Source organism: Bradyrhizobium oropedii, assembly GCF_020889685.1.
Taxonomy (GTDB): domain Bacteria; phylum Pseudomonadota; class Alphaproteobacteria; order Rhizobiales; family Xanthobacteraceae; genus Bradyrhizobium; species Bradyrhizobium oropedii.
The window spans coordinates 1-25,972 of the sequence record NZ_JACMYO010000071.1; the positions used below are offsets into that span (position 1 = coordinate 1).

Genomic DNA, 25,972 nt, shown 5'->3' on the forward strand with positions numbered 1-25,972 from the left:
GGCCTGGCTGGTGTTCACGCTGACGGTCGACCCGGCGACGGGCAATGTGACGCTGACGCAGGACCGTGCGGTGCACGAGCTCACCGCCTCCAGCCCGGACACCGGTGAAGGCATCAGCCTGACCGGCGGCCTGGTGACGCTGACGGCGACGGTGACCGACAAGGACGGCGACAGCGCGAGCCAGAAGCTCGACCTCAGCTCGCACGTCACCTTCCACGATGACGGCCCGTCGTGGACGTCGGCAGAGCATGGAGTGATTGCCAATGTCGCGGGCATCAGCGTAACGGGAGATCTGCAATTCACGACTGGCGCGGATGGCTTGGGATTGATCTATTTCACGGGCGTATCCACCGATCCGCTACATCCCACTGCGACGACGCTCCAGTCGGGGGGATTCGCGGTTTCGGAGTATGTCGATGCAAATGGCTACCTGCACGGTGTCGCCAATGGGGCAGACGTCTTCAAGGTAACGCTCGATCCGACAACGTCGACTTACACATTCTATCTGTACCACACGCTCGATTCGTATTCACAACAGTCCATCAGCACCTCTGTTGGCGGCCACGGTGCTGGTCCGACTTCTTATGCGGTCTTGTCGGACACGAGCGGCAATGCCGTAGCCACAGTGACGGGCTACCACACGACCGGATCGTTCAATGCGGCCAGCTGGTTTAGCGAAACGCACGATACGCTGACGAGTGCAAAGCTCACCCAAGACACCATCAACGCAAGTTCGCAGGGCTTGGGCGTCCACAGCAACAACTTCAAACAAGGCGATTTCATGCGCTTTGATTTTGGAACTGCTGGCGACAACAGCAATGGCGACACCTGGACCTATGGTCACGCAACTGGCGCTTCGGCTGTTGGAACGGGAAATCAGGTCTCGTTCACAATCAAGGATATCGGTGGCCCGACAACTATTTGGTATCTGGTGCATAGCGTCGACGGCACCGTGACCTCCCACGTCTATAATTCGGCTACCGATGGGACCACGCTTACAGCCACCGGGCATGGGAATATCGACTACGTTGAACTATACGACGCTTCCGGCAAGTCCAAGGTCCTGCTGGCTGGAATTTCCGAACTCGTCTGTAACGGCCAAACCGACGTTCCCTTTACTCTGGGCGTCAGGGACGGTGACGGAGACGTTGCTACCGGGTGGTTCGATGTAACCGTGAACGGCGGAACGACCCTTTCGGGGACCGCCGGCAATGATGTCATTGTTGCCGGAGTAACCAACGAAACGCTTACTGGTAATGGTGGGGACGACAAGTTCGTTCTCAATCTCGCCGCCCACTTTACCATTAGTGATTTCAACAGCGGTGACTTGGTGCTTCTCGACGTGGCAGGCCTGAGCCTGCCGGCAGGCTCTTCAAATGCTCTGACGGCGAACCAGTTCACGTCATCGGCAGCCACGGGCGGGACTGAGAACAACGCGAGCGCCTGGAACGAAAGTGGAAGCGCGAACAAGTTCTTCTTCAACAATGCGACGCATGAGCTCTGGTACTCGGCTAATGGCACCGGCTCCGACAAGGTGGACCTCGCACATTTGAGTACCGGTGTGCCGGCGGCCGCGAACATTCATATTTTCTAGGCCAGGCTTGTAGCCAAAGCGAAAATCCGCGGAGACAACTCCGCGGATTTTCTTTTGGATCTTTCCTTGGATTTGCCTTGCCCGCGCGCCGTCACATGAGCACGGGCAGGAAGCCCGGGAGCGGGCTTGCTGCATCGAGCGACTCCACTCCGGTCCATTCGGCATCGGGCGCATTGGCGGCCGCCGGTGCGGCGTCGAGGTCGTCGCCGAGCGGCAGGCGCTTGGCGTAGGGGGCCGCAAACAGCTGCACGCCGCGCTCGTTGATCGCAAACATCGGCGTGAAGTTGTCGAGTTCGCCGTCGTCGATCAGCTCGGAGCGGCGGCTGTCCAGGATCAGCCAACGGCCATCGAGGCGCGCCGACAGCACGGCATGATCCTGGCGGATGGCGCGATCGCGGCCCAGCACAAGGCGCAGGTCCTCGCGCGGGAAGCCAGCCTCGCTGAGCGCGATGTATTTCGCGATCGCATAGTCCTCGCAATCACCCTTGCCGGTTGCAAAGGTGGCGAGCGGGGCGGTCCAGCGATCGGCCTCGCCATACTGGGCGAAGTCGCTGACATAACGGACCGCCTGGTTGACGGCGCGGTTGGCGTCATCCAGCCGGTCGCGTCCGGATTTGGACTTGACCGCGTTGATCAGGCGGAGGAACTGCGCGGCATTGGGCGGGCAGCCGGTCGCGTTCTCGCGGCATTGCACGAGCACGGTCTGCTCCTTTGCCAGGTCGGCTTCGAGGCCGCGCCATTTGCGCCACAGGCTGTTTTCCGGCGCGCGGAAGGTGAACAGGCCGAACGGCTCGGTGCCTTCGGGCGGAAGCGGCTTTGCCGCGGGTGATGCGTCGGTCGCCGTATTCAGCGGCGTGAGCGAGGCGGTGCGGATGGCGTTCGGGCCACGGCCGCGCTGCCGGTCGAGCTTGGCGAGGACGTCGGCGATGGTGAAGAAGGTGGCCGGCGGGCGGTTCGATGCGGCGTCCGACGCCGGCGCGAGCTCGGCGGCAGGGTTGCCGAGAGTGAGTTCATCCGCAGCAAACGCGGAATGCGCTACGCAAAGACCTATTGAAAATGCAGCCGCGGCCATGACTGCCGACGAAGCAAACTTCAGCGACTTCATATGACGTCCCCAATACCGGGGACCGTCAACGTCTGCGCGTCGATCTGCGTCCCCGCTGTTATCGGGACGCAAACTGACGCCTTGGCCGCTTAAGCGGAGTTAAGTGGAGAGGCCGGCGCCTGGCATTGTCGGAAAGGCGGTCAATCCAGAGTTTGCCGGTTTGTTCGAAGTTGAACGATCGGAGGTCACGATCGGTTAACCGCGCGGCGCCGATCAGCGCTCGCGCAGGGCCTCGTCGCGCAGCAGTCGGGCGGGCTTCACGATGTAGTCCAGGACCGATTTCTCGCCGGTTAGGACTTCGACCGTGGTCACCATTCCCGGAATGATCGGCAAGGGATGCTGCTCGGTGCCGAGATGGTTCTTATCGGTGCGCACCATGACCCGGTAGAAGGTCTCCGGGCGCTCGGTCCTTTCCGCCTTGTCGTCGACGATGGTGTCGGCGCTGATACGCTCGACCTTGCCCTTCAAGGATCCGTAGACCGAGGAATCATAGGCGCTGATCTTCACCACCGCGTCCTGGTCGGGACGGATGAAGGCGATGTCCTGGGGACGGATCCGGCCTTCGACCAGCAGCGTGTCGTCCAGCGGCACGATATCCATGAGGTTGGCGCCCGGCGCCACCACGGCCCCGATGGTGCTGACATTCAGTTTGTTGACGATGCCGTGGACCGGTGCCTTCAGATCCGTACGGCGCACCCGATCCTGGGCGGACTTGATGTTCTCGTCGAGCACAGCAAGGTCGCCGCGCGATTTCGCGAGATCCTCGTCGGCCTGCGAACGGAAGGACGCGGTGATATTTGTGATCTTGGATTGCGCTTCGGCGAGCTGCCCTTTCATCTCGGTTGCCTGCCGGTCAAGCCGCAGCATCTCGATCTCGGGCACGACCTTCTGCTCATACAGCCTGCGCGTCAGGGTCTGCTCGCGCTCCAGGAGCTTGAGGGAGCCGCTGAGGCGAGTGACCTGCTGATTGAGCACGTCGATATCCTGGGCGACCTTCTGACCCCGCATCTTGAACACGCTGGCCTCGGTCGCGACGGCGGCGGGAACCACTTGGTCGATTTGATCCGGGAAGGTGATCTCGCTTCGTCCCCGCGCCTCGGCGTCGAGGCGGGCCACCCGCGCCGCCATCGCCGCGCGGCGCTCGCGAATCTCGCCGAATTCGGAGGCGAACTTGGTGTCGTCGATGCGCATCAGGGACTGGCCCTGCTGAACGATGTCGCCTTCGCGCACCAGAATGTCGCCGACGATGCCGCCTTCGAGCGATTGCACCACCTGCATCTGCCGCGACGGCACGACGCGGCCGCTACCGCGCTTGACTTCGTCCAGCACGGCAAAATGGGCCCAGATCAGAAACGTCGCAAGCAGCGCGCACGAGGTCCACAGCAGCATGCGAGAGGTACGGGGCGTGCGCAGCAGCGCCGCGGACCGGATGTCGTTTGCAAATGCAAAATCGGAAGACGCCATAATATTCGCTCGTTATGCAGATTTCGGCTGGATCGTATTCTCCGGCGACGGAGGCATAGACGCGGGCTTTCCCTGGAGCAGGGCGAGCACCTTGTCGCGCGGGCCGTCGGCAACCAGGCGGCCATTGTCAAACAGCAGCAAGCGATCGACCATGTTCAGCAATGACAGACGATGGGTCGAAATGATGATGGTCATACGCTCGTCACCGAGGCCCTTGAGGCGTTCAAGGAATTCCTGCTCGCTGCGAATATCGAAGTGCGCGGTCGGCTCATCGAGAAACAGCACGCGAGGCTTGCGGATCAACACACGCGCGAGCCCGATGGCCTGCTTCTGGCCGCCCGACAGGCTGCGGCCGCCTTCCGAGATCGGCATGTCGTAACCCATCGGGTGGCCGGCGATGAAGCTCTCGACGCCGGAGAGCCGCGCGGCAAGCAGGATTTCCTCGTCGGTCGCTTCGGGTTTGCCAAGAGCGATGTTGTCCCGCAGCTTGCCGAAGAACAGGTCGGTATCCTGCATCGCAAAGCCGATGCCGGTGCGCAGATCCGAAGGATCGTATTGGCGCGAGTCCACGCCGTCGACCAAGATGCGGCCTTCCTTCGGCTCGTAGAATCCGAGCAGCAACCTGCCGACCGTGGTCTTGCCGGATCCGACCCGGCCGATGATGCCGACTTTTTCTCCGCCCTCGATCTTGAAGCTGACTTTTTCGAGCGCGTTGCCCGGCGCGTTGGGGTAGGCGAACGACACGTTCTCGAAGGCGACCTTGCCGTCGTCGATCCGTCTTGCGACATAGGATCGGGTCGGCGATCGTTCGCGCTCGATCGACATGATGCGGTCGATGGCCTTGAGGGACGACAATGTCTGCGTCCCCTTGGTGATGACGGAGGCGATGCCGGCGATCGGCGCCAGGATGCGGCCCGCGAGCATGTTTGCAGCGACCAGCGCGCCAACGCTGAGCTTGCCGTCGAGGATCAGGAAAATGCCGACGACGACGAGCAGCAGGCTCGTGATCTGCTGGGCCGTGCTCGCGCTGGTCAGCGACATTGACGACCAGAAATGAACGTCCTCGCCGGACCGGGCGGTGGCCGCGACCGAACGCTCCCACAAGGTCTGCATGCGGGCCTCGGCGCCGGTCGCGCGGACGGTTTCGAGACTGGACAGGGATTCGACGAGTACGCCGTGCCGGGCCGCGGATTCGGCTTGCAGGCGCTTCATTGCGCGATCGAGCGGACGCTGCAGCAGGAAGCCGACCAGCATCACGAGAGGGAGCATGACGAGCGGGATCCAGGCCAGGGGCCCGGCGATGATGAACAGCACCCCGACAAACAGGATGGCAAACAGCAGGTCGGTCGCCGAAACCACGCTGCCGGACGTGAAGAACTCGCGCACCGAGTCGAAGTCGCGGAGCTGATTGGCGATGATGCCCACGGAGGTCGGCCGTTGCGCCATCTTCACCGCCATCACATGCTCGAAGATGTTGGCGGCGAGCACGACGTCGATGGTCTTGCCGGTCACGTCGATCATGCGGCTGCGGACCATGCGGAAGATGAAATCGAAGACGATGCCGAGCCCCATGCCGATTGAGAGGGCGATCAAAGAGGGGATCGCCCCGTTGGGGATGACGCGGTCATAGACGCTCATCGTAAACAGCGGCGTCGCCAGCGCCAGGACGTTGGTCAGGAAGGCGGCGATCGCGATGTGCCCGTAGCTGCGCCAGTGCGCCTTCACCACCGACCAGAACCAGTGGTTCCTGGGGATGTCTCCGGCGGCGACGGTGCGCGCATCGGCCTGCGCAGCGCTTCGCACCAGAAACGCGTAGCCGGTATATTCGCCAGCGACCGCGGCAATGTCTGCGACGCGCGGGGCCTTCGGCGTCGCCGGATCAACGATCTTGATCGCCTTGTTCGCTGCATCCGCGCCAAGGAGGATGAGCGCAGAGCCGTCCTTCATGATCAGGACAGCCGGCAAGACCAGCGCGGGAATGTCCGAAATGCTGCGCTTGACGGCTTCAGTCTCTAGACCCGCGCGTCTGGCCGCGCGGTCGTAGAGCGAAACAGACAAGCGTCCGTCCGTGATCGGAAGTCCGCCGAGCAGAGCCTCGCGGCTGACCGCGCGGCCGTGATGGGCGGCAAGATAGCTCAACGATGCGGTGAGGGGATCGTCGCCCAGTGCGCTCGGCCGACTGGTCGCGGCAGGCTTTGAGTTTGAATCGTCCGGCGAGGAGCGGCCGGCGTCAGCCGCCGCGCTGGGGGTTCGAAACAACAACTGAAACCTCGATAACCAAATGGAAATGCAGCAATCGCATTCGAAGATCTGCGCCGAGCCTACAACAAACAGCGAACGAAATCAGCGAAACTTGCTTTAAGTATTAATACGGGAATCGAAAGGGCCCCGTTTGGGGCCCTTTCGGAAGTTTTGATCTTGGCTTAGCGGCTGCTATTGAGCGGAACTCGGGAAGGCCGACAGCAGCCAGTGCGGCGTAGTCGATGCATAGGAGCTCGCGTTCGCCGTGACGGACGGATTCGCGTAAATCACGTTCGGGCCGTCCGCAGCGCTCTTTTGCTGCTGCATCCATTCCGCAGATCCGGGCACAGCAGCAGTCGTCGTTGAACCGGTGAAGCGATCCGCAAAGCCGGTATCCTTCGGCTGAGCTGCCGCATAGCCCTCCTTGTAGCCCTTGGCGGAACGAGCGGCGGCAGTGGGGGCCGGAACGGCGACGTGCAGCGGCTCTGAGCCGGTTTGCGGCAGGTTCACGCGCAGGGTGGGGAACGAGTAGCGGGGCAGGCCGATCGAGAGCATGTCGGTCGGCGCGGCATCGACCGGCGGCGGAGCCTTCAGATACTCGATCAAGGTCCCCATCGCCGCCAGCAGCTGGTAGTCGGCGAAAACAACGACGCTACGGGCGGAGGTGAGCGAGACCGACGCGTTGAAGAATTGATTCTGGGCGTTCAGCAGGTCGATCAGGGAGCGCTGGCCGAGCTCGTATTCCTTCTGGAAGGCCGCGATGGTTTTGCGGTCTGCTTCCAGCTGGCGCGCCAGAGCTGCAATGCGGGTGGCCGTAATCGTACGGGCATTCCACGCCTTGTCGATCGATTCATAAGCGTCGCGCTGCAAGCGCGCGTGCCGCATGGTGGCTTCGGTATAGCGTTCGGCCTTCTCCGACCTGTTCCAGGCATCCTGGCCGCCGCGGAAGATGTCCCACGACATCACCACCTTGCCGCTGTAGTCCTCATGGGTCACGGCGGGATTTCCCGGCGCCGTCACGTAGGGGAACGAGTTGTCGTAGTGGGTCGCGCGTCCTTCGAGATAGAACTTCGGTCCGAATGTTCCGTCGGTCGCCTTGAACGCATGCTTGGCGGCGTCGGCGTCGGACTGGGCCGCCGCGATCGTCGAATTGAACCGCAGCGTGGTCGCCAGCGCTTCATCGCGGCTGTGCGGCAATCCTGCGAGAGGGCTCGGGAAGCGAACGTTGATCGGCTCGAGGCCGACGACCTTGCGGTACTTCGCTCGCGCGTCATCGAGGCTGCGCTGGAATTCGGCGAGTGCCGCACGGGCGGCCTCGACGCGCTCTCGCGCTTGCTCGAGGTCGCCTTCGCCGGCCCGGCCGCCCGAGAAGCGCGAGTTCACGTTGGCAAAGATCTTCTCGTGATTGGCGACGTTTTGCTGGGCGAGGCTCACCAGCCTGATGTAGCGCACGACGTCCATGTAGCCTTCGGCGGCGTCGAGGGCCAGCAGCTCGGTTCGTTCCTTGACGCGGGAGGCTGCGGCGTTGACGCGCGCGGTCTGACGCCAGACGTCATAGATCGACGAGAAGCCATCCCAGAGCAGTTGGCGCACAACCACAGATTCCTGGCTGCCATTGCGCCACGGGCCCGAACCCACGGTTGGTGTCTGGATCGATGGCGCGATGAACCCTGGCGGCTGGTCGAACTTTTCCGGTCCGTAGCTGGCGTCGACGCGCACCTGCGGCAGCAGCGTGCTCTGAGTCTGTCTCAGCTCGCTTTCCGTCGCCCGCCGATTTGCGGAGGCTTCACCCAAGCCCGGATTGGTCTGCATTGCCTGGCGCAATGCATCGTTAATGGAAAAAACCTCGGCACATGCTGGCGTTGCCGCCAGGCAGAGACACGCGATGACCGTGTATGCCGATCTCATAATTCCGCCCCTACTCAATTCCGCCCCTACTCACAAAAATATTACGTAAAAATCTGACGAACGCTAACAAAGGACGGTTCCCCGACCTATGACATTTCCGCCACACCGCCACTCTAAGTGGAGTGGAGTCATAGCGCTGGTTACCGGGCTCATTGAGATTTTTATTAAAATCCAATGGTTTGAGAGCGGGGCGCGTGGGCATTCCGGCTGGTGCCGATCAGCAACACCGGCAAACCGGAACAGAAAAGGTCAGTTAAGATCGCCTTAACGGCTGGCCTGCCGTCGCCCACTGCGCGCGACAGGTCGCCTGGTAGGTTGCAACGAAGGGCGTGGCCTTGGAGTCGGGCGAGGGGCCTGCCAAGCGGCTCGTCAGTTTGTAGAGCGACCTGCTGCCAAAATAGAACCGGAAGATCTCGACCGTGGACTCGTCCACGCGCGTCGCAAAGATCGACGCAGCAGCCCGGTGGGCGGCTGCAAAGACATAGGTCGTGAGCTTGGCTCCCTTGCCGTCCGCCGGGACAGTCGTTCCCCAGGTGACCGTGAACGTTTCGCCGTCGATCAAGACGGCAGGCCGGACCGCATCCAGATCGTTATCGATCCACTGAACGTCACCGCCTTTGCCTGAGGCGCCGGGCTCGATCCGTCTGCCCCGCGGCGCGTCACGGTGAACCTGGAAGATTCAGCTAGCGCTGCGCCTGTCGTTGCCAACAACAGCAAGATGCAGCCGACCGACCTCCACATTGGTTTTCTCCTCTGCAGTTGCGTTGGTTGCGAATATTGATGTCTCCGACCAGCCTGCGTAACTCGGTGATGTACGGACGCGGCGACCGGGCTGCGCTTCCGCTTGCAGGCGATCTCCGCGGGCGACGTCGCCGGCGCGTCGGCGATTTCACTCCGGCGCAATCGGATGTGGAGGGCGCTCGATCAATGCCCTGAGGCTCTCGAGCTCGACGAAGACGTCCGCGTGCCTGCGAAGCTCGTCGGCGATCATGGGTGGTTTCGTCCGAATGCTGGAAATGACGGTGACCCGGACGCCCATCCGCCTGACGGCTTCGACAACAGCCCGCAGATCACCATCGCCAGAGAACAGGAATGCGTGGTCGATACGGTGCGCGATTTCCAATGCGTCGACCGCGAGCTCGATACCGATGCTGCGCTTCATTCGTCGCCGTCCATCGCCGTCGTCGTGCGGCTTGGCCGACTTTCTCCTGACCGCATATCCATTGTAGTCGAGCCAATCCACCAGCGGTCGAAGGCTGCTGAACTCGTCGTCGTCTCTCACGACCGTGTAAAAATAGGCGCGGACGATCTGCCCATACTTGCCGAATTCCGCGAGCAGTCGCCGGAAGTCGACTTCGAAGCCGAGGTTCTTGACCGTGGTGTGCAGATTCGCGCCGTCGATGAAAAGTGCAATGCGATCGGTCATCTGAAGCCCCATGACGCCGGATCAGTCGCAGTACGTTTTGGTTCTGGAAATTCCTCGAGCGCATGGTGGGCGCTCTCATTGAAATGACTGATCCTAGAGCAAGGACTTGGCGGGGATGAAGTGGAAATTTGCGCCGGCGCCGGCAGGCTCTCATCCAGCGCATGCTGCTCCGGCGGCGGTCGCCGTGACGCCGGCCGGCCTTCAACTGCAAGCGAAACGTTCATTTGTTGCGGGGATGGCTGGGTCAGCGCAGCTACCGACTTGCCGCGCCGGGCCTTGTTGCCGCGCAAGGTCACTATTGCGCGGGCAGCTGAAATGCATTTAGCATCAATCAGCTCTGCCATTTCGCACGGAGCGATTTTTTTTTGAGAAGACAGCTTTCTTGCCGACCTCGGATTTTCGCCAATACGAATTTTTTCCACCGGAGGAGAGGACGGTTCAGCGTCCCTGACTGCAAAGACAACTTGCTCCTGCCGGCAGACGTGACCCAAGGAGGTACGCCTATCGCGCCATCTGGCCGTCCTATCCGGGATCGGGACGGAGAGGCTTGGCCAAAGCGCGCGAGACGCCTGGCCACTCTCTCGCTCTGCATCCTGCTGGCTTGTTGCGGAGCTGCGCGCCAAGCCGTCGAAAAGGAGGAGGCGGGACCCGCAACGGAGACGGCAAGAGAGCCCACAGCGGAGATACCAGCGGTAACTGCAACGGCAACCGACCCGGCGCCGGCGGCGGTCAACTTGAACGGCGCGCTCGCGGAATGCCGCGGCGCCTTTCCGGACCAGATCGCGCAGGCGGTGGCGCGGGCGTCATGCGTGATCAAGGCGACCGAGCTGGTCCGGCCGCTGTTGGGGTATCCTGAGCTGCTCGATCGGGAGAATGCCATGCGCAAGGGGCTGGCAGAGCAGGTTCAGGCAAGATCGATGTCCCTGCTCGAGCGAAACGTTCAGATCCAGAAGCTTCATTCGCAGCTCCTCGACGAAGAGCGCAGCAGGCTGTCGGCGGCGCCGGCGAACGCGAGCAAGCCGCCGCTGGCGGTCACGCAATGGCGACAATCCAACCCGGAGAGTTGCGGCCGGCTCGGAGGGGATTCCGGGACCTGTTATTGAGACGGGCGATCCTGTGCATGGCAATTGATGGCTGACCAAGAGGCGGCGGAGCCGTCAAGGCAGGATGCCTCTCGACACCTTTGGCGACCACCTCGGTGCCGATACCGTATTCGCACGGAGTGGCAAAACGCGGGCTGCAATATGCTGAAAAATCCGCGGCAATCGCAAGAATTTTGGTTGTGATCTTCAACGTCTCGCGTTGAGGCGGTGTAAGCCGAGGCGCTGGTAGGGTTAACGAAGGATTACCAGATGACAGCTAAGTGGCGAGATCCTATAACCGGAACCCAGTTGGCGGATTTTGCCCGACCAACCGTTGCGTAAATTCATCGTAAGTAAATTAATCGAAAAAGGGATATTTTCCTATGCTGAAGCTCTACATCCAGACCACCGAAGCCTTCAAGCGCCTCCGCTCGGATGCGGCCGGCGTTGTGTCGTTCGAGTACGTGATCGTCGCCGCTTGCGTCGTCGCCGCCGTCTCTGCTGCGTTCGGTACGGGTACCGCCAGCGGCATCGGCTCGGTCCTGAGCAGCTCGATCACCACGATCGGCACCAAGGTCGCCACCGCAGTCTCCGCTTAACTCCGGCTGTTGATCGCTGTTGGCAGTTTCCTTCTGTCAACAGCCGTCAACCGGATTGCGATGTGTGCAAGCCGTAAGGAGGCTTACTCCTATGTTGCAGTCGTACACCAGGATCACCGAAGGGTTTAAGCATCTGCGCACGGACAAGGACGGCGTTGTGTCGTTCGAGTACGTGATCGTCGCCGCCTGTGTCGTCGCCGCCGTTTCCGCGGCGTTCGGTACGGGGACCGCCAGCGGCATCGGCAGTGTTCTGACCACCTCGCTCACTTCGATCGGCACCGCGGTTGCCAACGCCGTTAGCGCTTAAGTCCTAGAAGACGGCGCTCCAGAGGGGGACATTGTTTTGTGCCCCCCGCCTTTTTCCGAGGCGTTTATTTCATGAATTGGATTGCGTCCACGACTTCGTGTCTGGAAATCGCATTGTTGTTGTATGTCGCAACGATCGATATCGCGACACGGTTGATCCGAAACGAAATTTGTCTGTCGCTAGCGTTCCTTGGGATCGTTAGTCAATTGGCCAGTCCAGTGCAGATCGGCCAGTCGCTGATCGTTGCCGCAATGCTCTTCCTGGCGCTCTTCGTGATCTATCTGCGCGGAGCGATCGGCGGCGGCGACGTCAAGTTGCTGGTCGCGCTGGCGATCGGTTTGCCGTTGACCGGCGTGATTCAGATGTTGACGGCAACTGCATTGGCCGGCGGCGCTCTGGCAGCGGTGCATCTGGCGATGCGCCGCCTGCCGCAACCGAGGCTGGCACCCGCGGGATCGTCGTTGGTGCGAAGGGTCTACGCGGTCGAGCGCTGGCGTCATTTGCGACACGCGCCGCTACCATACGGTGTCGCCATCGCTTGCGGCGGTATCTGGGCTATTTTGAGCAAAGGATTTTGACATGTCGTCCGCTTTGCGCGTTTCGATCATCATGGTGCTGTTGCTTGCGGCTACGGCGCTCGGGATCATTGCCTATAACGTGAACCAGCCGAAAGACCAGGTCGTTGCGCAGGCAATCGCGGAGAAGCCTGCACCAGCACCTGCGACAATCGCCTACTTCGTCGCGGCGCGTCCGCTGTCCAAGGGGACGTTGGCCCGGGACGAGGACTTCGCCGTGCGCCAGGCGCCGCAAAATCGTGTCCCCGCAGGTGCGATCCTCGAAACGGCTGACTCCAAGGCCGGACTTCCCGGTTCTCTGGTTCGCAAGTTCGTCGACGCCGGCAGCGCCATTACTTTGGACGATATCCTGCGTCCGAAGGATCGCGGCTTCCTCGCCAGCGTTCTGGCGCCGGACAGCCGCGCCATCAGCATCAAGGTCGACGAGGAGACTGGCGTCTCCGGTCTGATCAGGCCGGGCGACAATGTCGACGTAGTGTTGACCCAGGTGTTCGAGAAGGCGGATCCCGTCAAGCGGGCCGTCAGCGAAACAGTGCTGTCCAACGTGCGTGTGATCGCGATCGACCAGGAGATTGCGCAAGGCGGTCGCCCCATCACCAATGCGGTGCCGGGCAAGACGGCGCAAACCGTATCGCTGGAGCTCAAGCCGGATCAGGTCAAGAAGGTCGCCGTGGCAAAGCAGCTTGGAACGCTCTCGCTCGTCGTCCGGGCTGCCGCCGAGCAGTGGGACAAGGCCGACAGCGGTGCGACATCGAGCTGCGACGTGTCGCCCGAGCTGGCGCGCCAGAGTGCGGTCGCCGGCCAGAGCACGACGGTGGCGATCTATTCCGGCAGCGGGGTCAAGCAATATTCGGTCAGGAAGCAGGATGCGGACGACGACGCTCGTGCGGGCTGCGACGTGACCCCCGGTGTCGAAGCTCAGACGACCGCAGCGGCGGGTGACGTTGGCAAGGCGCCGGAGAAACGTTGATGAGTGTGAACATGGCAGTGGTAGAATCACCCGAAGAGACGGCGTCCCTCGTTGCGCGCAACCGCATCGTCTGCTTCGTGAACGACGAGCTCAGCGCTGCTGCTCTTCGCAAGGGTCTCGACGGCAGCAACCTGGTGATCCGGCGCGGCACCATCCGTCATGCGACACGCATGCTCGAGACCGACACCGATCTGTACGCGCTGGTGGCCGACATCAGCGGGATGGATGATCCCTTCACTGAACTGGAGCGCCTCGCCAGCGTCTGTCCGCCTGACGTGAAGGTCGCCCTGATCGGCGACAACCGGGAGATCACCTTCTACCGCGAACTCATGGAGATCGGTCTTACCGAGTATCTCCCAACGCCGATCACCAGGGATATCGTGCTCGACCAGCTTCGTCCGAAGTTGCTTGGCGACGCCACGCTTGCCCAAAGCGATCGCGATCGCGGCGGGCATGTTGTCTCGATATGCGGTGCGCAGGGCGGCGCCGGAGCGACAAGCGTCGCGATCAACCTTGCGCTGCAACTGGCCGAGACAACGAAGGCCAAGGTCGCACTGCTCGACCTGCACCTGCAGGGTGGCGAGACTGCGGTGATGCTGGGCGTGCGCCCCGGTCCGGGCCTGCGTATTGCTCTCGAAAATCCGATGCGGGCCGACACGCTGTTCCTGGAGCGCGCGGCAATCGAAGTGAACGAGCGGGTTTGCCTGATTTCCGGCGATGAGGACCTTGATGCCAAGCTCGACATCACCGAAGCAGGCGTGCGGCACGTGCTGGGTCTTCTCCGCCAGCGCTTCAACTACGTCGTCGTCGACGTGCCGGTGCCGTTCCCGGCGTCGATCTATCCCGTCATTCAGATGTCCCGCCATGTGCTGGTGCTGCTGGAAGCCGAGGTGACCGGCCTGCGCAACGCCCACGCGCTGCGAAATGCCGTCACCAACATCGCCGGTAAGGATCGCGTGTTTACCCTGCTGAATCGTGCCGGCCGCGCCGGCGGCCTGCCTAGGGCGACGATCGTCAAGGCGCTGGGTGCGGAGCCGGACATGATCATCCCGGATCTCGGCAAGGGAATGACCCAGGCCGTCAACCTCGGCGTTCCCGCGCTCAAGCATGTGTCCGGGCTGCGGCGTCACCTCGCTCCGATCGTGCGCGAGATCACCGGCGTCGGCGCCAATCAAAAGGCGCGTTGGAAGAGGTGGCTCGGGCTATGAAAAAGTTCGGTAGGCGCGCAGACGAAATGCCAATGCGGATGCCCGCAGCCGTGCCGGAGGCGCCGCCCATGCGGCCGGTGCCGCCACCCTTGCCGCTGGCGGAACCGAGCGTGTCGCCATCGGCGCCGAACCTGTTCACACCGGCTCCAAAGCATGATGAGCCGGCTCATCATCCGGTGATGTCGGCATCGCTCCGCGAACGGGTGATCGAGCAGATCGAGCCGTCGGCGGCCGCGACCGTGCCCCGCGATGTCTTGCGGCGGCAGATCGAGGAAATCATTCACGGCATCGCCAATCAGGAGCGGCTGGAACTGTCGGGCCGCGAGCAGCTCTTCCTCGCCGAGGAAATAGCCGACGACATGACCGGCTACGGGCCGCTCCGTCCGCTCCTGCTGGACGAGACGATCAACGACGTCATGATCAATGGACCGAGCAGTGTTTATATCGAGCGGAGCGGCAAGCTGGAGCGGGTCGCGGTCCGCTTTCGCGATAACGATCACATCGTCTCCGTCGCGCAGAAGATCGCCTCGCAGGTCGGCCGTCGTGTCGACGAGTCGAGCCCGATGGTGGACTGCCGCCTGCCGGACGGCAGCCGCGTCAACATCATCCTGCCGCCGCTCGCGATCCACAGCCCGTGCATCTCGATCCGAAAGTTTCCGAGCCGGCGTCTCAACATCGCAGGAATGATCGAGAACGGCACCATGACCCCCGCGCTCGGACAGCTGCTGGAGATCGCCGCCCGCTGCCGGCTCAATGTCCTGGTTTCCGGCGGCACCGGCTCCGGCAAGACGACGCTGCTGAATGCCCTCAGTCAGTTCATCGATCACAGCGAGCGCATCGTCACGATCGAGGACGCGGCCGAACTGCAGCTGCAGCAGCCGCATGTGATCAGCCTGGAGACGCGGCCGCCCAGCCTGGAGGGTACGGGCCAGGTGACGCAGCGCGACCTCTTGTGGAACGCGCTGCGCATGCGTCCGGACCGTATCGTGGTGGGCGAGGTGCGCGGCGCTGAAGCCTTCGACATGCTGCAGGCGATGAACACCGGCCATGACGGGTCGATCTCGACGGTGCACGCCAACAGCGCGCGCGACGCGCTGACGCGTATCGAGAATATGGTGCAGATGGGGCAGGTCAACCTGCCGCCGCGCGCGATCCGCTCCCAGATCGTCGCCGCGCTGGATCTGATCGTGCAGGTCGAGCGCATGCGCGACGGCCAGCGCCGCATCGTGCAGGTCAGCGAGGTCATCGGCCTCGAAGGCGAGGTGATCACCACCAACGACATCGCGCTGTTCGAGTACAAGGACGAGGACGTGCACGGGCGGATATCCGGCACCTACCGCTCGACCAACGCGGTGCCGAAATTCAAGAGCCGCCTCGTCTACTTCGGGCTCGACCGGGCCTGGGCGGAAGCGATGAGGCAGATCTGATGTCGACTCCCCTGATCATCGTCCTGGTGCTTCTCTTGGGTGCGACGATCAATACCCTGTGGCTCGACTCGCGGCAAAGGCGAATGGACCGTCAGCTCGAAATCGCTCTGCCGACGGCCGAAGCAGAAGCCCTTGTGTCCATCCGCCGCGCGGCCAAGACGTCGCGTTGGCGTACGTTCCATCGTCTTGTCAACTACAATCCTGCGATGGTGTATGCCGTGCGGCCGGTCCATGTGGCGCTTGCGGGATGCTTTGCGGCGGCCGGCGTGCTCTACCTCAATGAAGTGCTGAGATTTCCGGGCCTCTACGCCGGCATTGCCGCTGCGGGCGTCGCCCTTCTGGTCGTACGCGGTCTGTTTGGATGGCAGCAGCGGCGTTTCGCCAATCAACTCTTCAAGCAACTTCCCGACGCGGTCCAACTGGTGACGAGCACTGTCCGGTCGGGATTGCCCGTTCACGAGGCATTTCGCACCATCGCCCGCGAGATGCCGCAGCCGACATCCGGGCAGTTTGCAATCGTCTGTAGCGAACTGAATATGGGCGGGTCGCCCGAGGAGGCGGTGGAAGGCGTCTACCAGCGAACGCGGGTGGCGGAATATGCGATGTTCGCGGTGACCCTTGCCGTGCAATTGAAGACCGGCGGAAGCCTGGCGGAAACGCTGGAGACGCTGGGCGAGACCGTGAGCCAGCGGGTTGCGCTGGCAGCCCGAGCGAAGGCACTGGCGGGCGAAGTTATCTTTTCATCGCGTGCGCTCACCATGGCGCCGCTCGTAATCGGCGGGCTGCTTTACCTGATCAATCCGCGGTCGGTCGACCTGTTGTTGTTCGACCCGCAAGGAAGAGTGCTTCTCGCCTATGCGGCGTGCTCGGTCCTGATCGGGCATTTCGTGATCCGCTGGATGGTCAGAAGGGAAACCACGCTATGACGGGTGTTCTCGGTCTTGCCACCCTTGCCGTCGCAATCGCGGCTGCGACCTTCATTCTGATCATCCGCGAGATACACTTGCGTGCCCTGGACACGCGGGTCTCGAATGCCGTGCTGGGCATTCCGGACCGGTCCGACTCGAAGGACCTGGTCGGTTGGCTTTCATCGGTCGGTGCACGCTACACGCGCTTCTACGCCCAGGAGAATCTCCACGATCTGCGGATGATTCTGCAGTCGGCAGGCTTCAATCATTATCGGATGCTGCCGATCTGGCTCGGCTTCAAGATGGTCTGCACATTTGTGTTTCCGATCGCGGCTTTCACCCTCTCGCAGATTCTCGGAAGGCCGTTCAGCGACACGATGATCTTCACCTTGCTTGGCGTGGTGATCGGAATCATGGGCCCGCGGCTGATCTTGTGGTTCCTGAAGCGGCGCTTCGACGCGGCGATTCGGCAGGGTACGCCCGATACCATCGATCTGCTCGTCGTCTGCAGTGAAGCGGGAATGGGTCTGGAGAGCGCGCTCGAACGCGTGGCGGAAGAGATGCGGGAGACCAATCCCGCCATCACCCATGTATTGCGCGGTCTGCTCGACGATCTCCGCATCCTGCCGAACCGCTCGGATGCATTCGAGAAGCTGGCGTCCATGTCGGAGGGCCTTCGTCGCTTCGGCACCATGGTCAGTCAAAGCCTGCAATATGGCACGCCGCTTAGTCAGGCGCTGCGCAGCATCGCCGTCGACCTGCGCCGCGAGCGCATCACCAAGCTCGAGGAGCGGGCGCACAAATTGGGCGCCAAGCTCACCGTTCCGATGGTGTTGTTCTTGCTTCCGGCGATGTTCGTCATTCTGGGCGGAAGCCCGTTCCTTCACCTCATTCGTACATTCTCCGACCTCGGCAAGTAAGCCATGAGTGCAAGCGCAATGAGCCTCTCGACGAACCTGGCTTACGATCGGCTCATCCGATTGCTGGGCAGCGCGTGGTTCCTGCTGTTGGCACTTGCCGTGTCGTTCAAGCTTGCGACCCCGGCAGGGGAGCCGTGGCCATTGCTGGTGTCGAACTTCTTCGTCGCGGTGTTTTACCTGATGCTGGCGCTCCTGATCCTGATCCGGGGGCCGGCAAAGGCGCAGGCCGAAGGGCTGCTGCCGAGGATCGCAGCGTTCGTCGGCACATACTGGCCGTGGACGATCACGTTTTTCGAGAGGACCGAGGGCGCATTGCCGAATCTACTGTCCACGGTTTTCGTGCTGACCGGCATGATCATGATCCTCGTCACCGTGCGCCATCTCGGACGGTCATTCAGCCTGGTGCCGCAGGCGCGTTCGGTCGTGCAGACGGGACCGTACGGGTGGATCAAGCATCCGCTCTATCTGTCGGAAGAGATCGTGTTTGTCGGCGTTGTACTGCAGCATCTGAGCTGGATGACCGTCGCCTTGCTGTTCCTGCATATCGCCATCCAGGTTTGGCGAATTCATTACGAGGAGGACGTGCTCCGGCGCACGCTTCCTGAATATTCCAGCTACGAGTCCTCGCGCTGGAGGTTGGTTCCTTATGTCTGGTGAGCGGCCATGCGCAACTGGAAAAGCCGTGTGAACTGCAAGCATTCTCTGATCAGGGATCAACGCGGCGTCGTCGCGTTCGAGATGCCGTTCGTTTTCTTTTTCCTGTTCGTGGTTATTCTGCTGCCGCTTGTCGACCTTGCGATAGCCGGCTTCCAGTACATCACGGCTTGGGAGGCATTGCGCGCCTTTGGGCAATCAATTCAGTACGACCCGCCACCTGACGTTACGAACGCGGCAACCTGGCAATCAACTGCGCTCGCCAAGGCTGATACCAGATATCCGATCTCCAACTTCCAGCTTTTTTGCGTTGACACGAGCACCCCCACCCCCTGCTCGTCAGCCAACACCAACGCGCCCACCAAGTATTATTCATATTCCACCTCCTTTACCTTGGCACCAATGGTCTTGCGCTCGTTGTGCGGGAGTTCGTGCACGATCACGCTATATTACTCGGAACGGTTTCAATGAGGTGTTCCATGCGTAATATACTTCGTTGCCGTCAAGGATCGGCCGCATTCGCAACTGTGATTGCGTTGATACCGCTGATAGGGGTGCTTGCTCTCGGGGGCGAGGCGGGATCGTGGTATGCGACCAGACAGCGCGCGCAGAATGCCGCGGACGCTGCAGCGTATTCAGCTGCCTTGCGCCTGGCTTGCGCGGATGCCGGGCAGACCGGAGTCACCTGTAGCGATACAAGCTCAGTTGACTATCGCGGCAAGGAGTTTGCGGCGCAGAATGCATTCTGCAACACAGGCGACACGTCTTATCCCGGCTCCTTGTGTCCGGCCACGCTTCCGAGCGGGCTCTCGCAGAGCGTCACGATCGCCCAGCTCAGCGCTTGGAATGGCACCAGTTGCCCCAGCGGTACCAACTGCTTCGTGCAAGCCACCGTCACCCAGGCGCAGCCGGCTTACTTCGCAAAGCTTCTTGGCCTGTCGACTGTCACATTGGGCGCAGTGGGCACCGCTCAGGTCAAGCAGTTGGCCAAGCCGTGTGTCTTGGCATTGTCCGGGGCAATCTCGTTTCACGATTCCGCTGTCAATGTGCAGGCGCCGAATTGCGGGCTTGCGTCGAACTCCACAGGGATCGGCTTCAACTTCCAGGCAAATCCCACGGTGAATGCCGGCTCACTTTCGACGTCCGGCAGTTGCAGCGGCGATACGACAAACTGCAACAAGGTCTTGACCTACGCGCCAAAGGTGCCCAATCCGCTTTCAGCTCTCGACACGGCAATGACTACGCCATCGAATTTGACGCTGCCATCCTGCGGTTCGAACTTGACCCCTTATACTACTTCCACTCAATGCGCCAATGCCGGTCCCGGCAATGGCGCCATTACGACAAGCGGTGTCTATTTCTTCTCCGATCTCAGTCTGAAAGGAAGTACTAAAGCGCTGTTCACGTGCGACGCGATCAACGGGAGCAACCCCTTATGTGGCGGCGTTAAAGGGGTGTCGGCAACCATCATCTTGCTCCCCGGCGCAACGCTGAGAATGACCGGAAACACGTCGTTCTCAATCACAGCTCAGGCCACTGTGTCTCTAGCACAACTTCCCCCGCGGCTTCAGTCGGTCGCTGGTGAACTCAGCGACGTAGCGTTCTACGATACCGAAAGTGGCACGCCGAAGATAAGCGGAAATCCCAACATATCTTTTGCCGGTGTCTTCTACGCGCCCAACATGGATCTTTCCTTCAACGGACATCCAACTATCACGCCATTGAATACGATTGCTAACTGTGCCGAGCTTTTTGCAGCAAGCATCGAGCTTGTGGGTTCGCCTACATTCAGCAATAGCGGATGCGCGGCCGGCGTCGTGCCCGTAAGTCAATTAGTTCGAATGGTGCAGTGATGAAAAAGCTCGATCAGCGCGGGGTTGCGGCGTTGGAGTTTTGCTTGATCGCCGTGCCGCTTTTCACATTGATTTTCGCGATCTTCGATTTCGGGCGCTATGCGATCGCCATGCAGTCGTTGCGGACGCTTGCGACTTCCAGCGCGCGGGCCATCACAGTCGCGGACTGCTATGTAAACGCCGAGCTTACGAAGACGACCCCCAACTGTCCCAGCGATCCGCTGACCACCGCGCAGAAGCAAGATATTGCTCCCTTCCTGTATGGCGCGGGTCTCACGCCGACGGTGACCACGACAACGGGGAGTTCTGCGCTTACCGTGACGGCATCTCTGGCGGGCTTCACCATGATCATGCCGATCTGGGGCACGACCCTCAACGCGCCGAGCGTGACCACCAAGATTCCGTTCTGAGGGGACTCGATTCGCCGACGGCGATTGACGGCGCCGGCGTGAGCCGCCGCCGGAAAGCCCTTTGCCCGCCAGGCAGGCTGGAAATGGCGCAAGCGGGCTAAGGAAGTGGTGCCGGCTGGCAACATCAGGCAGTTTTCTCGGGTGTCGGTACGGCTCGGCGGGGCTCTTTCCTTGCAATCAAGGCGCGGGGCGGGGGATGATCTTGGAGCCGTCATTAGCGGTCAGGCGCGGGGACGTGTCCGGAGTGAGCGACGTTTTGCTTCAGCTCAGCGCGCCGGGGAATGGGAATTCGCGAGTAACTATTTGTAGTCGGACAGACTGTAAGCTCTACGGCGTGGTGCACGAACTGGAGTGATCGGGACGTCGGGGCCGTAGATTTACGGGGATCGTCGTGGAGACGCGGCGAAGGGGATTGGCATGATGGGAAGTCGCGTTTCGGTCGATGCGGGACTTGGGCTGGTCGCCTTGAGCGCGATGGCGTTTGGCGCTGCGGTTGCCCTGTTTCATTTCACCGATCCTGCTACTGCCGCGGAGCGGCGGGCTCCGTCGTCCAGCGGCGTCTTCGTCAGCGAGATGAGCGACGTCCAGCGCGTCAGGGTGACCATCAACAAGTCGCGGACGTTCAGGGTCGACACGGCGTTTTCGTCGATCGTCGCGGGTTCGCCTGACATCGCCGACGTGAAGTCGCTGAGCGACCACCTGATCTACGTCCAGGGCAAGAAGACCGGCACAACCAACGTCATCCTGTTCGACAGTTCGATGAAGCAGATCGGCATTCTCGATGTCGAGGTCACCGTCGATATCAGCAATCTGCAGCAGAACATCCAGAACGGCACGGGTACCCGCGGCATTCGCGTAACTGCGTCGGAAGGTCAGGTGGTGCTGAGCGGAATTGCCGCCGACGCCGTCGTCGCGGAGCGGGCGATGACGATTGCCAAAGGCAGCGTTCCCGAGGGTGGCATCGTCGTCAATGCGATGAGCGTTGCGGCGCCGCAGCAGGTGATGCTTGAGGTGCGCTTCCTCGAAGTGAACCGGCAGGCGGGACGCGACCTCGGCGTGAACCTTTATGCCGCGAACGCAAATGGCACCAACGTCGGGAACACGGGGCTTGGCGGAGTTGCGAAGGCGGGTCGCGTGCCGATCGGTGGGAATTCGATAAACAGCAATCAAAACGTGACTGTCAACGGGACCAATCCATCGGTCACCGACACGACTACGACGAGCACCAACAATGTCGGTGCCTATCCGACTGGCAGTCTTCCGCTGCTCGGGACAATCGGAACGCTCGCCACCACCGCCGGCGGCGTGGCTGCGCCTCCGTTCGGAAGCCTGCTGACCAGCATCTTGAGGACCAGCAACGGTAGTTCCGTGGACCTCCTGATTACGGCACTGGAAACCAAGGGATTGGCGCGCCGGCTGGCGGAGCCGAATTTGACCACGCTTTCAGGTGATGCAGCGCGCTTCCTGGCCGGCGGCGAGTTCCCGGTGCCGGTCGCCTCGACGGTGGCCGCGGGCGCACTGCCAACCGTGAGCATCGAATTCAAGAAGTTCGGCGTCGAACTGGCCTTCGTGCCAACCGTGCTGTCGCGCGGGGTGATCAACCTCCGCGTCGAGCCCTCGGTCAGCGAGCTCGATTTTACCAACGCGGTGAGCATCGCCGGCACCACGATCCCGTCACTGACCCGCCGCGACGCGCGCACCACCGTCGAGTTGCGCGATGGCCAGAGCTTTGCCATCGCCGGCCTGCTGCAAACCCGCAATCAGCAGGACGTCTCGCAGTTGCCCTGGATCGGCTCGGTGCCGGTGCTCGGAACCTTGTTCAGCAGCAAGTCCTATCAGCAGCAGGAAACCGACCTGGTCATCATCGTGACGCCGCGCCTGGTCGCGCCGGCGGCGCCCGGCCAGCAACTGGCGTCGCCGCTCGACTCCCGCCTGCCGGCCAACGACGTCGATTTCTTCCTCAATGGCCAAATGGAAGTCCGCAAGCGGTATGACGACTACGTCAATTCCGGCGGCGACGTGAAGGGACCTTATGGCCACATCATCGCGCCCAATGCAGTCGTACCTGCTCCACCGCCGGCGGCCGTTGGTGCTAACCAGCCGGTCGTGAAGACCCTGAACTAGAGGAGGCGAGTGATGACGATCAGATATCTGGCTTTGCTCGCTCCCGTTCTGCTCGGCGGCTGCTACGGCGTTTACGGGCATGACGAGATGGACCGTTACGTGCAGCGTTCCGACACCATCACGATGAGTGCCGGCAATGCCAAGGAGGTCAACGCCGCCACGCACACGATTCACCCATGGCCGGCCTATGTCGGCGACCGCAGGATCGCGTACGACGCGCGGCGGACCGGTGAGGCTGTGAAGCGTTACGGCAACACGGCCCGGCCGGTTGATCAGCTTCCTGATATGGGCGATCCGACCAAGGCGATGGGCCAGCCGCCGCCCGTCACCACAATTCAAGACGTCAATGCGACCGGACTGGGCGCCGGGACCGGGGGATCGGTGTCCGTCGGGGTCGGAGGAGGCGGCAGGTAATATCCTTGCAGCGTGGCCAGATGCCGGGGCAGGGTTCGGAAGGGGAAATATGACGTTGGTTTCTGGCGCTGACCTATGTTTCGGTCATGCCGTATGTTTTTCGTAGGTAGTTTCGCGATGATGTTTCGAATGGGGCAAGGGATGCGCTGGACTTGGGGAACGGGGCGAGGATTGCATCGTCTCGCGCCGGCGCTGATCTGTTGCTGCTTGGCGACCGGCCTTGCCGGCTGTGACTACACGACGCGGGAGGCCGCGATCGTCGCGCCTGTGGATCCGCCGGGCGGCGACCCCGTGCAGGAGCCGACCGACGTCAAATACTATCCCTCCGACGAGCCGGTGCGGCTGGGGCTCGAGCAATACAACCGCGGCAATTACGGTATAGCCCAGCGTTATTTCAAGGACGCGGTCGAGAAGGCGCCGAAGGACGTCACGGCCTGGACCGGCCTCGCGGCCAGCTACGACAGGATTCGCCGCTTCGATCTTGCCGATCAGGCCTACGCGCAGGCGATCCGGCTTGGCGGCGAGACCGTCCAGATCCTCAACGATCAGGGCTATTCCCTGATGCTGCGCGGCAATCTGAACGGCGCGCGGCGGAAGTTCGAGAAGGCGTATTCGCTCGATCCGGGCAACCCGGTCATCGCCAACAACCTCGAGCTTCTCAACGGCAGCCGGAAGTTCATCGAGCGGCCGCCGAACAATCAGCCGTAGGCTGCGGCGGTTCACGGGCGTCTGCACGATTTCTGAATGGTGTAATGATACCTCTGGCTGGGCCGACGAGCCAAGTTGCCGGGTTGCCAGCTCCTTTGCATGGGGTTGTTTTCGATATTTTGGCAGCTCGCCCCTGCGACTTGACTTCGCCCCGATCTAGTTCGGCATCAGCACGGCATCGACGCGGCGGCTGCTTCGTGTGCTGATGATGATGGCGCCGTTGCGGATGGCAAACCGCGCACCGACGAGCCGCGGCAGCTTCTCCGTCAGCGGTGATGGCAGCGGAATCATTCCGCCGGTGACGGGATCACCGACGTTGATCGACGGCCCCCCTGCGCCGGCCGAGGGCGCGGCCTTGATGTACTCCCTGATCAATTGAATCTCTTCTCGCGAGAGGTTGAGCGCGGCCTGTTCGCTGCTCGCCGCCTTCTTTTCCGCCTCGGCCTTGCTTGCCGCTTCTTCCTGTTGCGCAGCCTCGCGTTTCGCGGCGTCCTGTTCGAGCCGTGCCAGACGCTCCCTCAACGGGACGAGTTCCCGGCGCAGCGTGACGATGTCGGATTTCAGGGAAGAGTTCTGGCCGAGCGAAATCGCTGCTGCAACGCAGGCAACGACCGAGATCAGGCTGAGACATGCAACCGCCAACCCCGGCAGTCCGACGCCATTGACCGCTTTCCGATCCGGCACGTCGCCCACGGAACGCCGACGCCGCCCTCGCGCAAATCCCGGCATGCTGCTGCTGAGGAATTTTACAAGTCGCGAGAGCCGAGAACCGCTTCGGTCAGTTTCGTGAATGGAGCCAAATGTCGGCTCGATGACGATCGGGGCATGCGCAAGCAACTCGGGGGCTGCCGCCGGGCTTGCGGTCGAGGTCGCGCGATCGGCGAGGTCGTGATCCATCGCGCGGGGGATTTGCCGATCAATGTCGTCGGACCGGTCGACAACAGCATCGCTGATCGCATCGTGCGTGTCGGCGGCAACGATCTCCAGGCGCTCTGCTTGCTGTTCGCCGAGTTCCTGCGCGTTGCGCTCCTGTTCAATGCGTTCCTGTTCGGCGCGGGAAGCTTCAAGCGAGCGCAGGAGCGCGAGCCCGGAATCCGTGATCTGTAGTCCGGCTTCATTGATCGAGGCCCATCCGGACTGGAACACGTCGGCGTCGCCAAGTTCGGACGATCGCTTCAACTTCGTGGCCGCATCGCCTGCCGCGATCATGCGCTTGACTTCGCGGCTGACCTCCTCAAGTGGAATCCGCTGCTCGGGTCTTGCGGCCAGCACACTCAAGATCGCCAGATTGAATCGCATGCGGCGCCTCTCGATACCCCATCAACGGTCGCGCTGGTGATTCGCGAGTCTCACCGGAGATCGACGCGGGGTCATGATGCCGCAATGGACACCCGTTAGCCAGAGAGCCGAGCGATTGTAGCGAGCCCCAACCGGGCAAACAATCCGGCTCCAGGCGTACGACGGATGGATAAGCCTGCCCGTGACCGGCACGCACCGGGATCATGTCTGCTGAAACGACGCTTCAGAGAAACTCGCGAAGCCTGGAAAGCTCGATCACATGCTCCGGCGACAACACGTCAGGGACGAGGGGAGGCTGCGACCTGGTCCGGATTTCGTAGAGGTGTCGCGTCTTCTCGGGCTTGCTCATGAAATCCCGAATGCAATGGTCGAGCGTGCCGTTGACGACCATGTAAGGCGCGCGATCCTCTCGCCGGGAATTGTTGAGAGAAGGCCATTTGTAAAGGTAGGCCGCGGCTTGGAAGTCCACCTGATGAGAGTGGTCGGTCATTCCAAATGTCTATCCGAAAATCCCTGTTCGTCAAAGTCGGCGGCACATCAGCGGGTCGGCCCGGCCGCGTGAGAGCCGCGTGTCCGCCGCGTCTATCCTTGGCAGCGCGCGCCATCGTGGATGTCGAGCGATCTGCCAACGCGCCTCGCGCGGATCCCTTCGCCAGCCGCTGACGGCCCGCGGCTCCATAGCGCCGCCAGCCGCGATGAAAAAGCGAGGTTGAATATGTTCCTGTTCTGTTCTAATGTTCGCGGCCTCGCCCAAAGCGAGCGGTATCGGTCAAGCC

Annotated in this window: 26 protein-coding genes; 17 read left to right on the forward strand and 9 right to left on the reverse strand. The window is 62.0% G+C overall.

Annotated elements, in window-relative coordinates; genetic code table 11:
- On the forward strand, positions 1–1,594 hold a 1,594-nt coding region (locus H8A95_RS20600; protein ID WP_229184744.1), incomplete at its 5' end, for a DUF5801 repeats-in-toxin domain-containing protein.
- Between the two features lie 91 nt (positions 1,595–1,685).
- Here the strand turns inward: H8A95_RS20600 and H8A95_RS20605 are convergent.
- The 7 genes from H8A95_RS20605 to H8A95_RS20635 form a co-directional block, all read right to left on the reverse strand.
- Positions 1,686–2,699, reverse strand: a complete 1,014-nt coding sequence (locus H8A95_RS20605) for a transglutaminase-like cysteine peptidase (RefSeq protein ID WP_229184745.1) — start codon at positions 2,697–2,699, stop codon at positions 1,686–1,688.
- 213 nt (positions 2,700–2,912) lie between these two features.
- Positions 2,913–4,163, reverse strand: coding sequence for an HlyD family type I secretion periplasmic adaptor subunit (locus H8A95_RS20610; protein ID WP_229184746.1), 1,251 nt, complete (start codon positions 4,161–4,163; stop codon positions 2,913–2,915).
- A 12-nt stretch (positions 4,164–4,175) separates the two neighbouring features.
- The gene (locus H8A95_RS20615) at positions 4,176–6,329 is read right to left on the reverse strand and encodes a type I secretion system permease/ATPase (RefSeq protein ID WP_274617443.1); all 2,154 of its coding nucleotides are present in this window, start codon (positions 6,327–6,329) and stop codon (positions 4,176–4,178) included.
- Positions 6,330–6,596: 267 nt separating this feature from the next.
- A complete protein-coding gene (locus H8A95_RS20620; RefSeq protein WP_274617441.1) occupies positions 6,597–8,312 on the reverse strand; it encodes a TolC family outer membrane protein in 1,716 nt (571 codons plus the stop codon).
- A gap of 253 nt (positions 8,313–8,565) precedes the next feature.
- Positions 8,566–8,874, reverse strand: coding sequence for a hypothetical protein (locus tag H8A95_RS20625; RefSeq protein WP_229184748.1), 309 nt, complete (start codon positions 8,872–8,874; stop codon positions 8,566–8,568).
- Positions 8,875–9,201: 327 nt separating this feature from the next.
- Positions 9,202–9,750 carry a LabA-like NYN domain-containing protein gene (locus tag H8A95_RS20630; protein ID WP_338027898.1) on the reverse strand — a complete coding sequence of 183 codons (549 nt, stop codon included), beginning with the start codon at positions 9,748–9,750 and terminating at the stop codon, positions 9,202–9,204.
- On the reverse strand, positions 9,735–10,229 hold the full coding sequence (locus H8A95_RS20635; RefSeq protein ID WP_229184750.1) for a hypothetical protein: 495 nt from the start codon (positions 10,227–10,229) through the stop codon (positions 9,735–9,737). The genes H8A95_RS20630 and H8A95_RS20635 overlap by 16 nt, the downstream gene beginning before the upstream one ends.
- A gap of 243 nt (positions 10,230–10,472) precedes the next feature.
- Between H8A95_RS20635 and H8A95_RS20640 the strand changes: the two genes are divergently transcribed.
- The 16 genes from H8A95_RS20640 to H8A95_RS20715 all read left to right on the forward strand — a co-directional run bounded on the left by H8A95_RS20640 (position 10,473) and on the right by H8A95_RS20715 (position 23,897).
- A complete protein-coding gene (locus H8A95_RS20640; protein ID WP_229184751.1) occupies positions 10,473–10,841 on the forward strand; it encodes a hypothetical protein in 369 nt (122 codons plus the stop codon).
- Between the two features lie 362 nt (positions 10,842–11,203).
- Positions 11,204–11,419 carry a hypothetical protein gene (locus tag H8A95_RS20645; RefSeq protein WP_229184752.1) on the forward strand — a complete coding sequence of 72 codons (216 nt, stop codon included), beginning with the start codon at positions 11,204–11,206 and terminating at the stop codon, positions 11,417–11,419.
- Between the two features lie 91 nt (positions 11,420–11,510).
- Complete coding sequence (locus tag H8A95_RS20650) at positions 11,511–11,726, forward strand: hypothetical protein (RefSeq protein WP_229184753.1); 216 nt, start codon at positions 11,511–11,513, stop codon at positions 11,724–11,726.
- A 71-nt stretch (positions 11,727–11,797) separates the two neighbouring features.
- Positions 11,798–12,304, forward strand: coding sequence for an A24 family peptidase (locus H8A95_RS20655; protein WP_229184754.1), 507 nt, complete (start codon positions 11,798–11,800; stop codon positions 12,302–12,304).
- Between the two features lies 1 nt (position 12,305).
- Positions 12,306–13,271, forward strand: a complete 966-nt coding sequence (cpaB, locus tag H8A95_RS20660; RefSeq protein ID WP_229184755.1) for a Flp pilus assembly protein CpaB — start codon at positions 12,306–12,308, stop codon at positions 13,269–13,271.
- Between the two features lie 170 nt (positions 13,272–13,441).
- Positions 13,442–14,479 (forward strand): CpaE/TadZ family protein, encoded by a 1,038-nt coding sequence (locus H8A95_RS20665; RefSeq protein WP_229184756.1) that lies wholly within the window; start codon positions 13,442–13,444, stop codon positions 14,477–14,479.
- Positions 14,476–15,906, forward strand: coding sequence for a TadA family conjugal transfer-associated ATPase (locus H8A95_RS20670; RefSeq protein ID WP_229184757.1), 1,431 nt, complete (start codon positions 14,476–14,478; stop codon positions 15,904–15,906). Before H8A95_RS20665 ends, H8A95_RS20670 begins: the two co-directional genes overlap by 4 nt.
- Positions 15,906–16,832, forward strand: a complete 927-nt coding sequence (locus tag H8A95_RS20675; protein ID WP_229184758.1) for a type II secretion system F family protein — start codon at positions 15,906–15,908, stop codon at positions 16,830–16,832. Before H8A95_RS20670 ends, H8A95_RS20675 begins: the two co-directional genes overlap by 1 nt.
- Positions 16,829–17,734: a type II secretion system F family protein gene (locus H8A95_RS20680; RefSeq protein ID WP_229184759.1), complete on the forward strand. Its 906-nt coding sequence runs from the start codon at positions 16,829–16,831 to the stop codon at positions 17,732–17,734. The genes H8A95_RS20675 and H8A95_RS20680 overlap by 4 nt, the downstream gene beginning before the upstream one ends.
- Before the next feature lie 18 nt (positions 17,735–17,752).
- Positions 17,753–18,391, forward strand: a complete 639-nt coding sequence (locus H8A95_RS20685) for a methyltransferase family protein (RefSeq protein WP_229184760.1) — start codon at positions 17,753–17,755, stop codon at positions 18,389–18,391.
- A 6-nt stretch (positions 18,392–18,397) separates the two neighbouring features.
- Entirely contained in the window at positions 18,398–18,859 is a 462-nt protein-coding gene (locus H8A95_RS20690; protein ID WP_229184761.1) for a hypothetical protein, read from the forward strand.
- Positions 18,860–18,867: 8 nt separating this feature from the next.
- Positions 18,868–20,241, forward strand: a complete 1,374-nt coding sequence (locus tag H8A95_RS20695; protein ID WP_229184762.1) for a pilus assembly protein TadG-related protein — start codon at positions 18,868–18,870, stop codon at positions 20,239–20,241.
- Positions 20,241–20,651, forward strand: a complete 411-nt coding sequence (locus H8A95_RS20700) for a TadE/TadG family type IV pilus assembly protein (protein ID WP_229184763.1) — start codon at positions 20,241–20,243, stop codon at positions 20,649–20,651. The genes H8A95_RS20695 and H8A95_RS20700 overlap by 1 nt, the downstream gene beginning before the upstream one ends.
- Before the next feature lie 417 nt (positions 20,652–21,068).
- On the forward strand, positions 21,069–22,775 hold the full coding sequence (locus H8A95_RS20705) for a type II and III secretion system protein family protein (RefSeq protein ID WP_229184764.1): 1,707 nt from the start codon (positions 21,069–21,071) through the stop codon (positions 22,773–22,775).
- Positions 22,776–22,787: 12 nt separating this feature from the next.
- A complete protein-coding gene (locus H8A95_RS20710) occupies positions 22,788–23,189 on the forward strand; it encodes a hypothetical protein (protein WP_229184765.1) in 402 nt (133 codons plus the stop codon).
- Between the two features lie 171 nt (positions 23,190–23,360).
- Positions 23,361–23,897, forward strand: coding sequence for a tetratricopeptide repeat protein (locus H8A95_RS20715; RefSeq protein WP_229184766.1), 537 nt, complete (start codon positions 23,361–23,363; stop codon positions 23,895–23,897).
- A 156-nt stretch (positions 23,898–24,053) separates the two neighbouring features.
- On the opposite strand, the gene H8A95_RS20720 is transcribed toward H8A95_RS20715, so the two are convergent.
- Together H8A95_RS20720 and H8A95_RS20725 are read right to left on the reverse strand one after the other, a co-directional pair.
- Positions 24,054–25,106: a hypothetical protein gene (locus H8A95_RS20720; protein ID WP_229184767.1), complete on the reverse strand. Its 1,053-nt coding sequence runs from the start codon at positions 25,104–25,106 to the stop codon at positions 24,054–24,056.
- A gap of 313 nt (positions 25,107–25,419) precedes the next feature.
- Positions 25,420–25,686 (reverse strand): hypothetical protein, encoded by a 267-nt coding sequence (locus tag H8A95_RS20725; protein WP_229184768.1) that lies wholly within the window; start codon positions 25,684–25,686, stop codon positions 25,420–25,422.
- Positions 25,687–25,972 lie beyond the last annotated feature (286 nt).

Excerpts from the sequence above, each read along its gene's own strand:
- H8A95_RS20700 (WP_229184763.1), top strand. The coding sequence starts at position 20,241 with ATGAAAAAGCTCGATCAGCGCGGGGTTGCGGCGTTGGAGTTTTGCTTG.
- H8A95_RS20725 (WP_229184768.1), bottom strand. The coding sequence starts at position 25,686 with ATGACCGACCACTCTCATCAGGTGGACTTCCAAGCCGCGGCCTACCTT.
- H8A95_RS20645 (WP_229184752.1), top strand. The coding sequence starts at position 11,204 with ATGCTGAAGCTCTACATCCAGACCACCGAAGCCTTCAAGCGCCTCCGC.
- H8A95_RS20655 (WP_229184754.1), top strand. The coding sequence starts at position 11,798 with ATGAATTGGATTGCGTCCACGACTTCGTGTCTGGAAATCGCATTGTTG.
- H8A95_RS20630 (WP_338027898.1), bottom strand. The coding sequence starts at position 9,750 with ATGGGGCTTCAGATGACCGATCGCATTGCACTTTTCATCGACGGCGCG.
- H8A95_RS20610 (WP_229184746.1), bottom strand. The coding sequence starts at position 4,163 with ATGGCGTCTTCCGATTTTGCATTTGCAAACGACATCCGGTCCGCGGCG.
- H8A95_RS20705 (WP_229184764.1), top strand. The coding sequence starts at position 21,069 with ATGATGGGAAGTCGCGTTTCGGTCGATGCGGGACTTGGGCTGGTCGCC.
- H8A95_RS20650 (WP_229184753.1), top strand. The coding sequence starts at position 11,511 with ATGTTGCAGTCGTACACCAGGATCACCGAAGGGTTTAAGCATCTGCGC.
- H8A95_RS20685 (WP_229184760.1), top strand. The coding sequence starts at position 17,753 with ATGAGCCTCTCGACGAACCTGGCTTACGATCGGCTCATCCGATTGCTG.
- H8A95_RS20675 (WP_229184758.1), top strand. The coding sequence starts at position 15,906 with ATGTCGACTCCCCTGATCATCGTCCTGGTGCTTCTCTTGGGTGCGACG.
- H8A95_RS20665 (WP_229184756.1), top strand. The coding sequence starts at position 13,442 with ATGCTCGAGACCGACACCGATCTGTACGCGCTGGTGGCCGACATCAGC.
- H8A95_RS20620 (WP_274617441.1), bottom strand. The coding sequence starts at position 8,312 with ATGAGATCGGCATACACGGTCATCGCGTGTCTCTGCCTGGCGGCAACG.
- cpaB (WP_229184755.1), top strand. The coding sequence starts at position 12,306 with ATGTCGTCCGCTTTGCGCGTTTCGATCATCATGGTGCTGTTGCTTGCG.
- H8A95_RS20680 (WP_229184759.1), top strand. The coding sequence starts at position 16,829 with ATGACGGGTGTTCTCGGTCTTGCCACCCTTGCCGTCGCAATCGCGGCT.
- H8A95_RS20670 (WP_229184757.1), top strand. The coding sequence starts at position 14,476 with ATGAAAAAGTTCGGTAGGCGCGCAGACGAAATGCCAATGCGGATGCCC.
- H8A95_RS20695 (WP_229184762.1), top strand. The coding sequence starts at position 18,868 with ATGCGTAATATACTTCGTTGCCGTCAAGGATCGGCCGCATTCGCAACT.
- H8A95_RS20720 (WP_229184767.1), bottom strand. The coding sequence starts at position 25,106 with ATGATCGCGGCAGGCGATGCGGCCACGAAGTTGAAGCGATCGTCCGAA.
- H8A95_RS20690 (WP_229184761.1), top strand. The coding sequence starts at position 18,398 with ATGCGCAACTGGAAAAGCCGTGTGAACTGCAAGCATTCTCTGATCAGG.
- H8A95_RS20710 (WP_229184765.1), top strand. The coding sequence starts at position 22,788 with ATGACGATCAGATATCTGGCTTTGCTCGCTCCCGTTCTGCTCGGCGGC.
- H8A95_RS20605 (WP_229184745.1), bottom strand. The coding sequence starts at position 2,699 with ATGAAGTCGCTGAAGTTTGCTTCGTCGGCAGTCATGGCCGCGGCTGCA.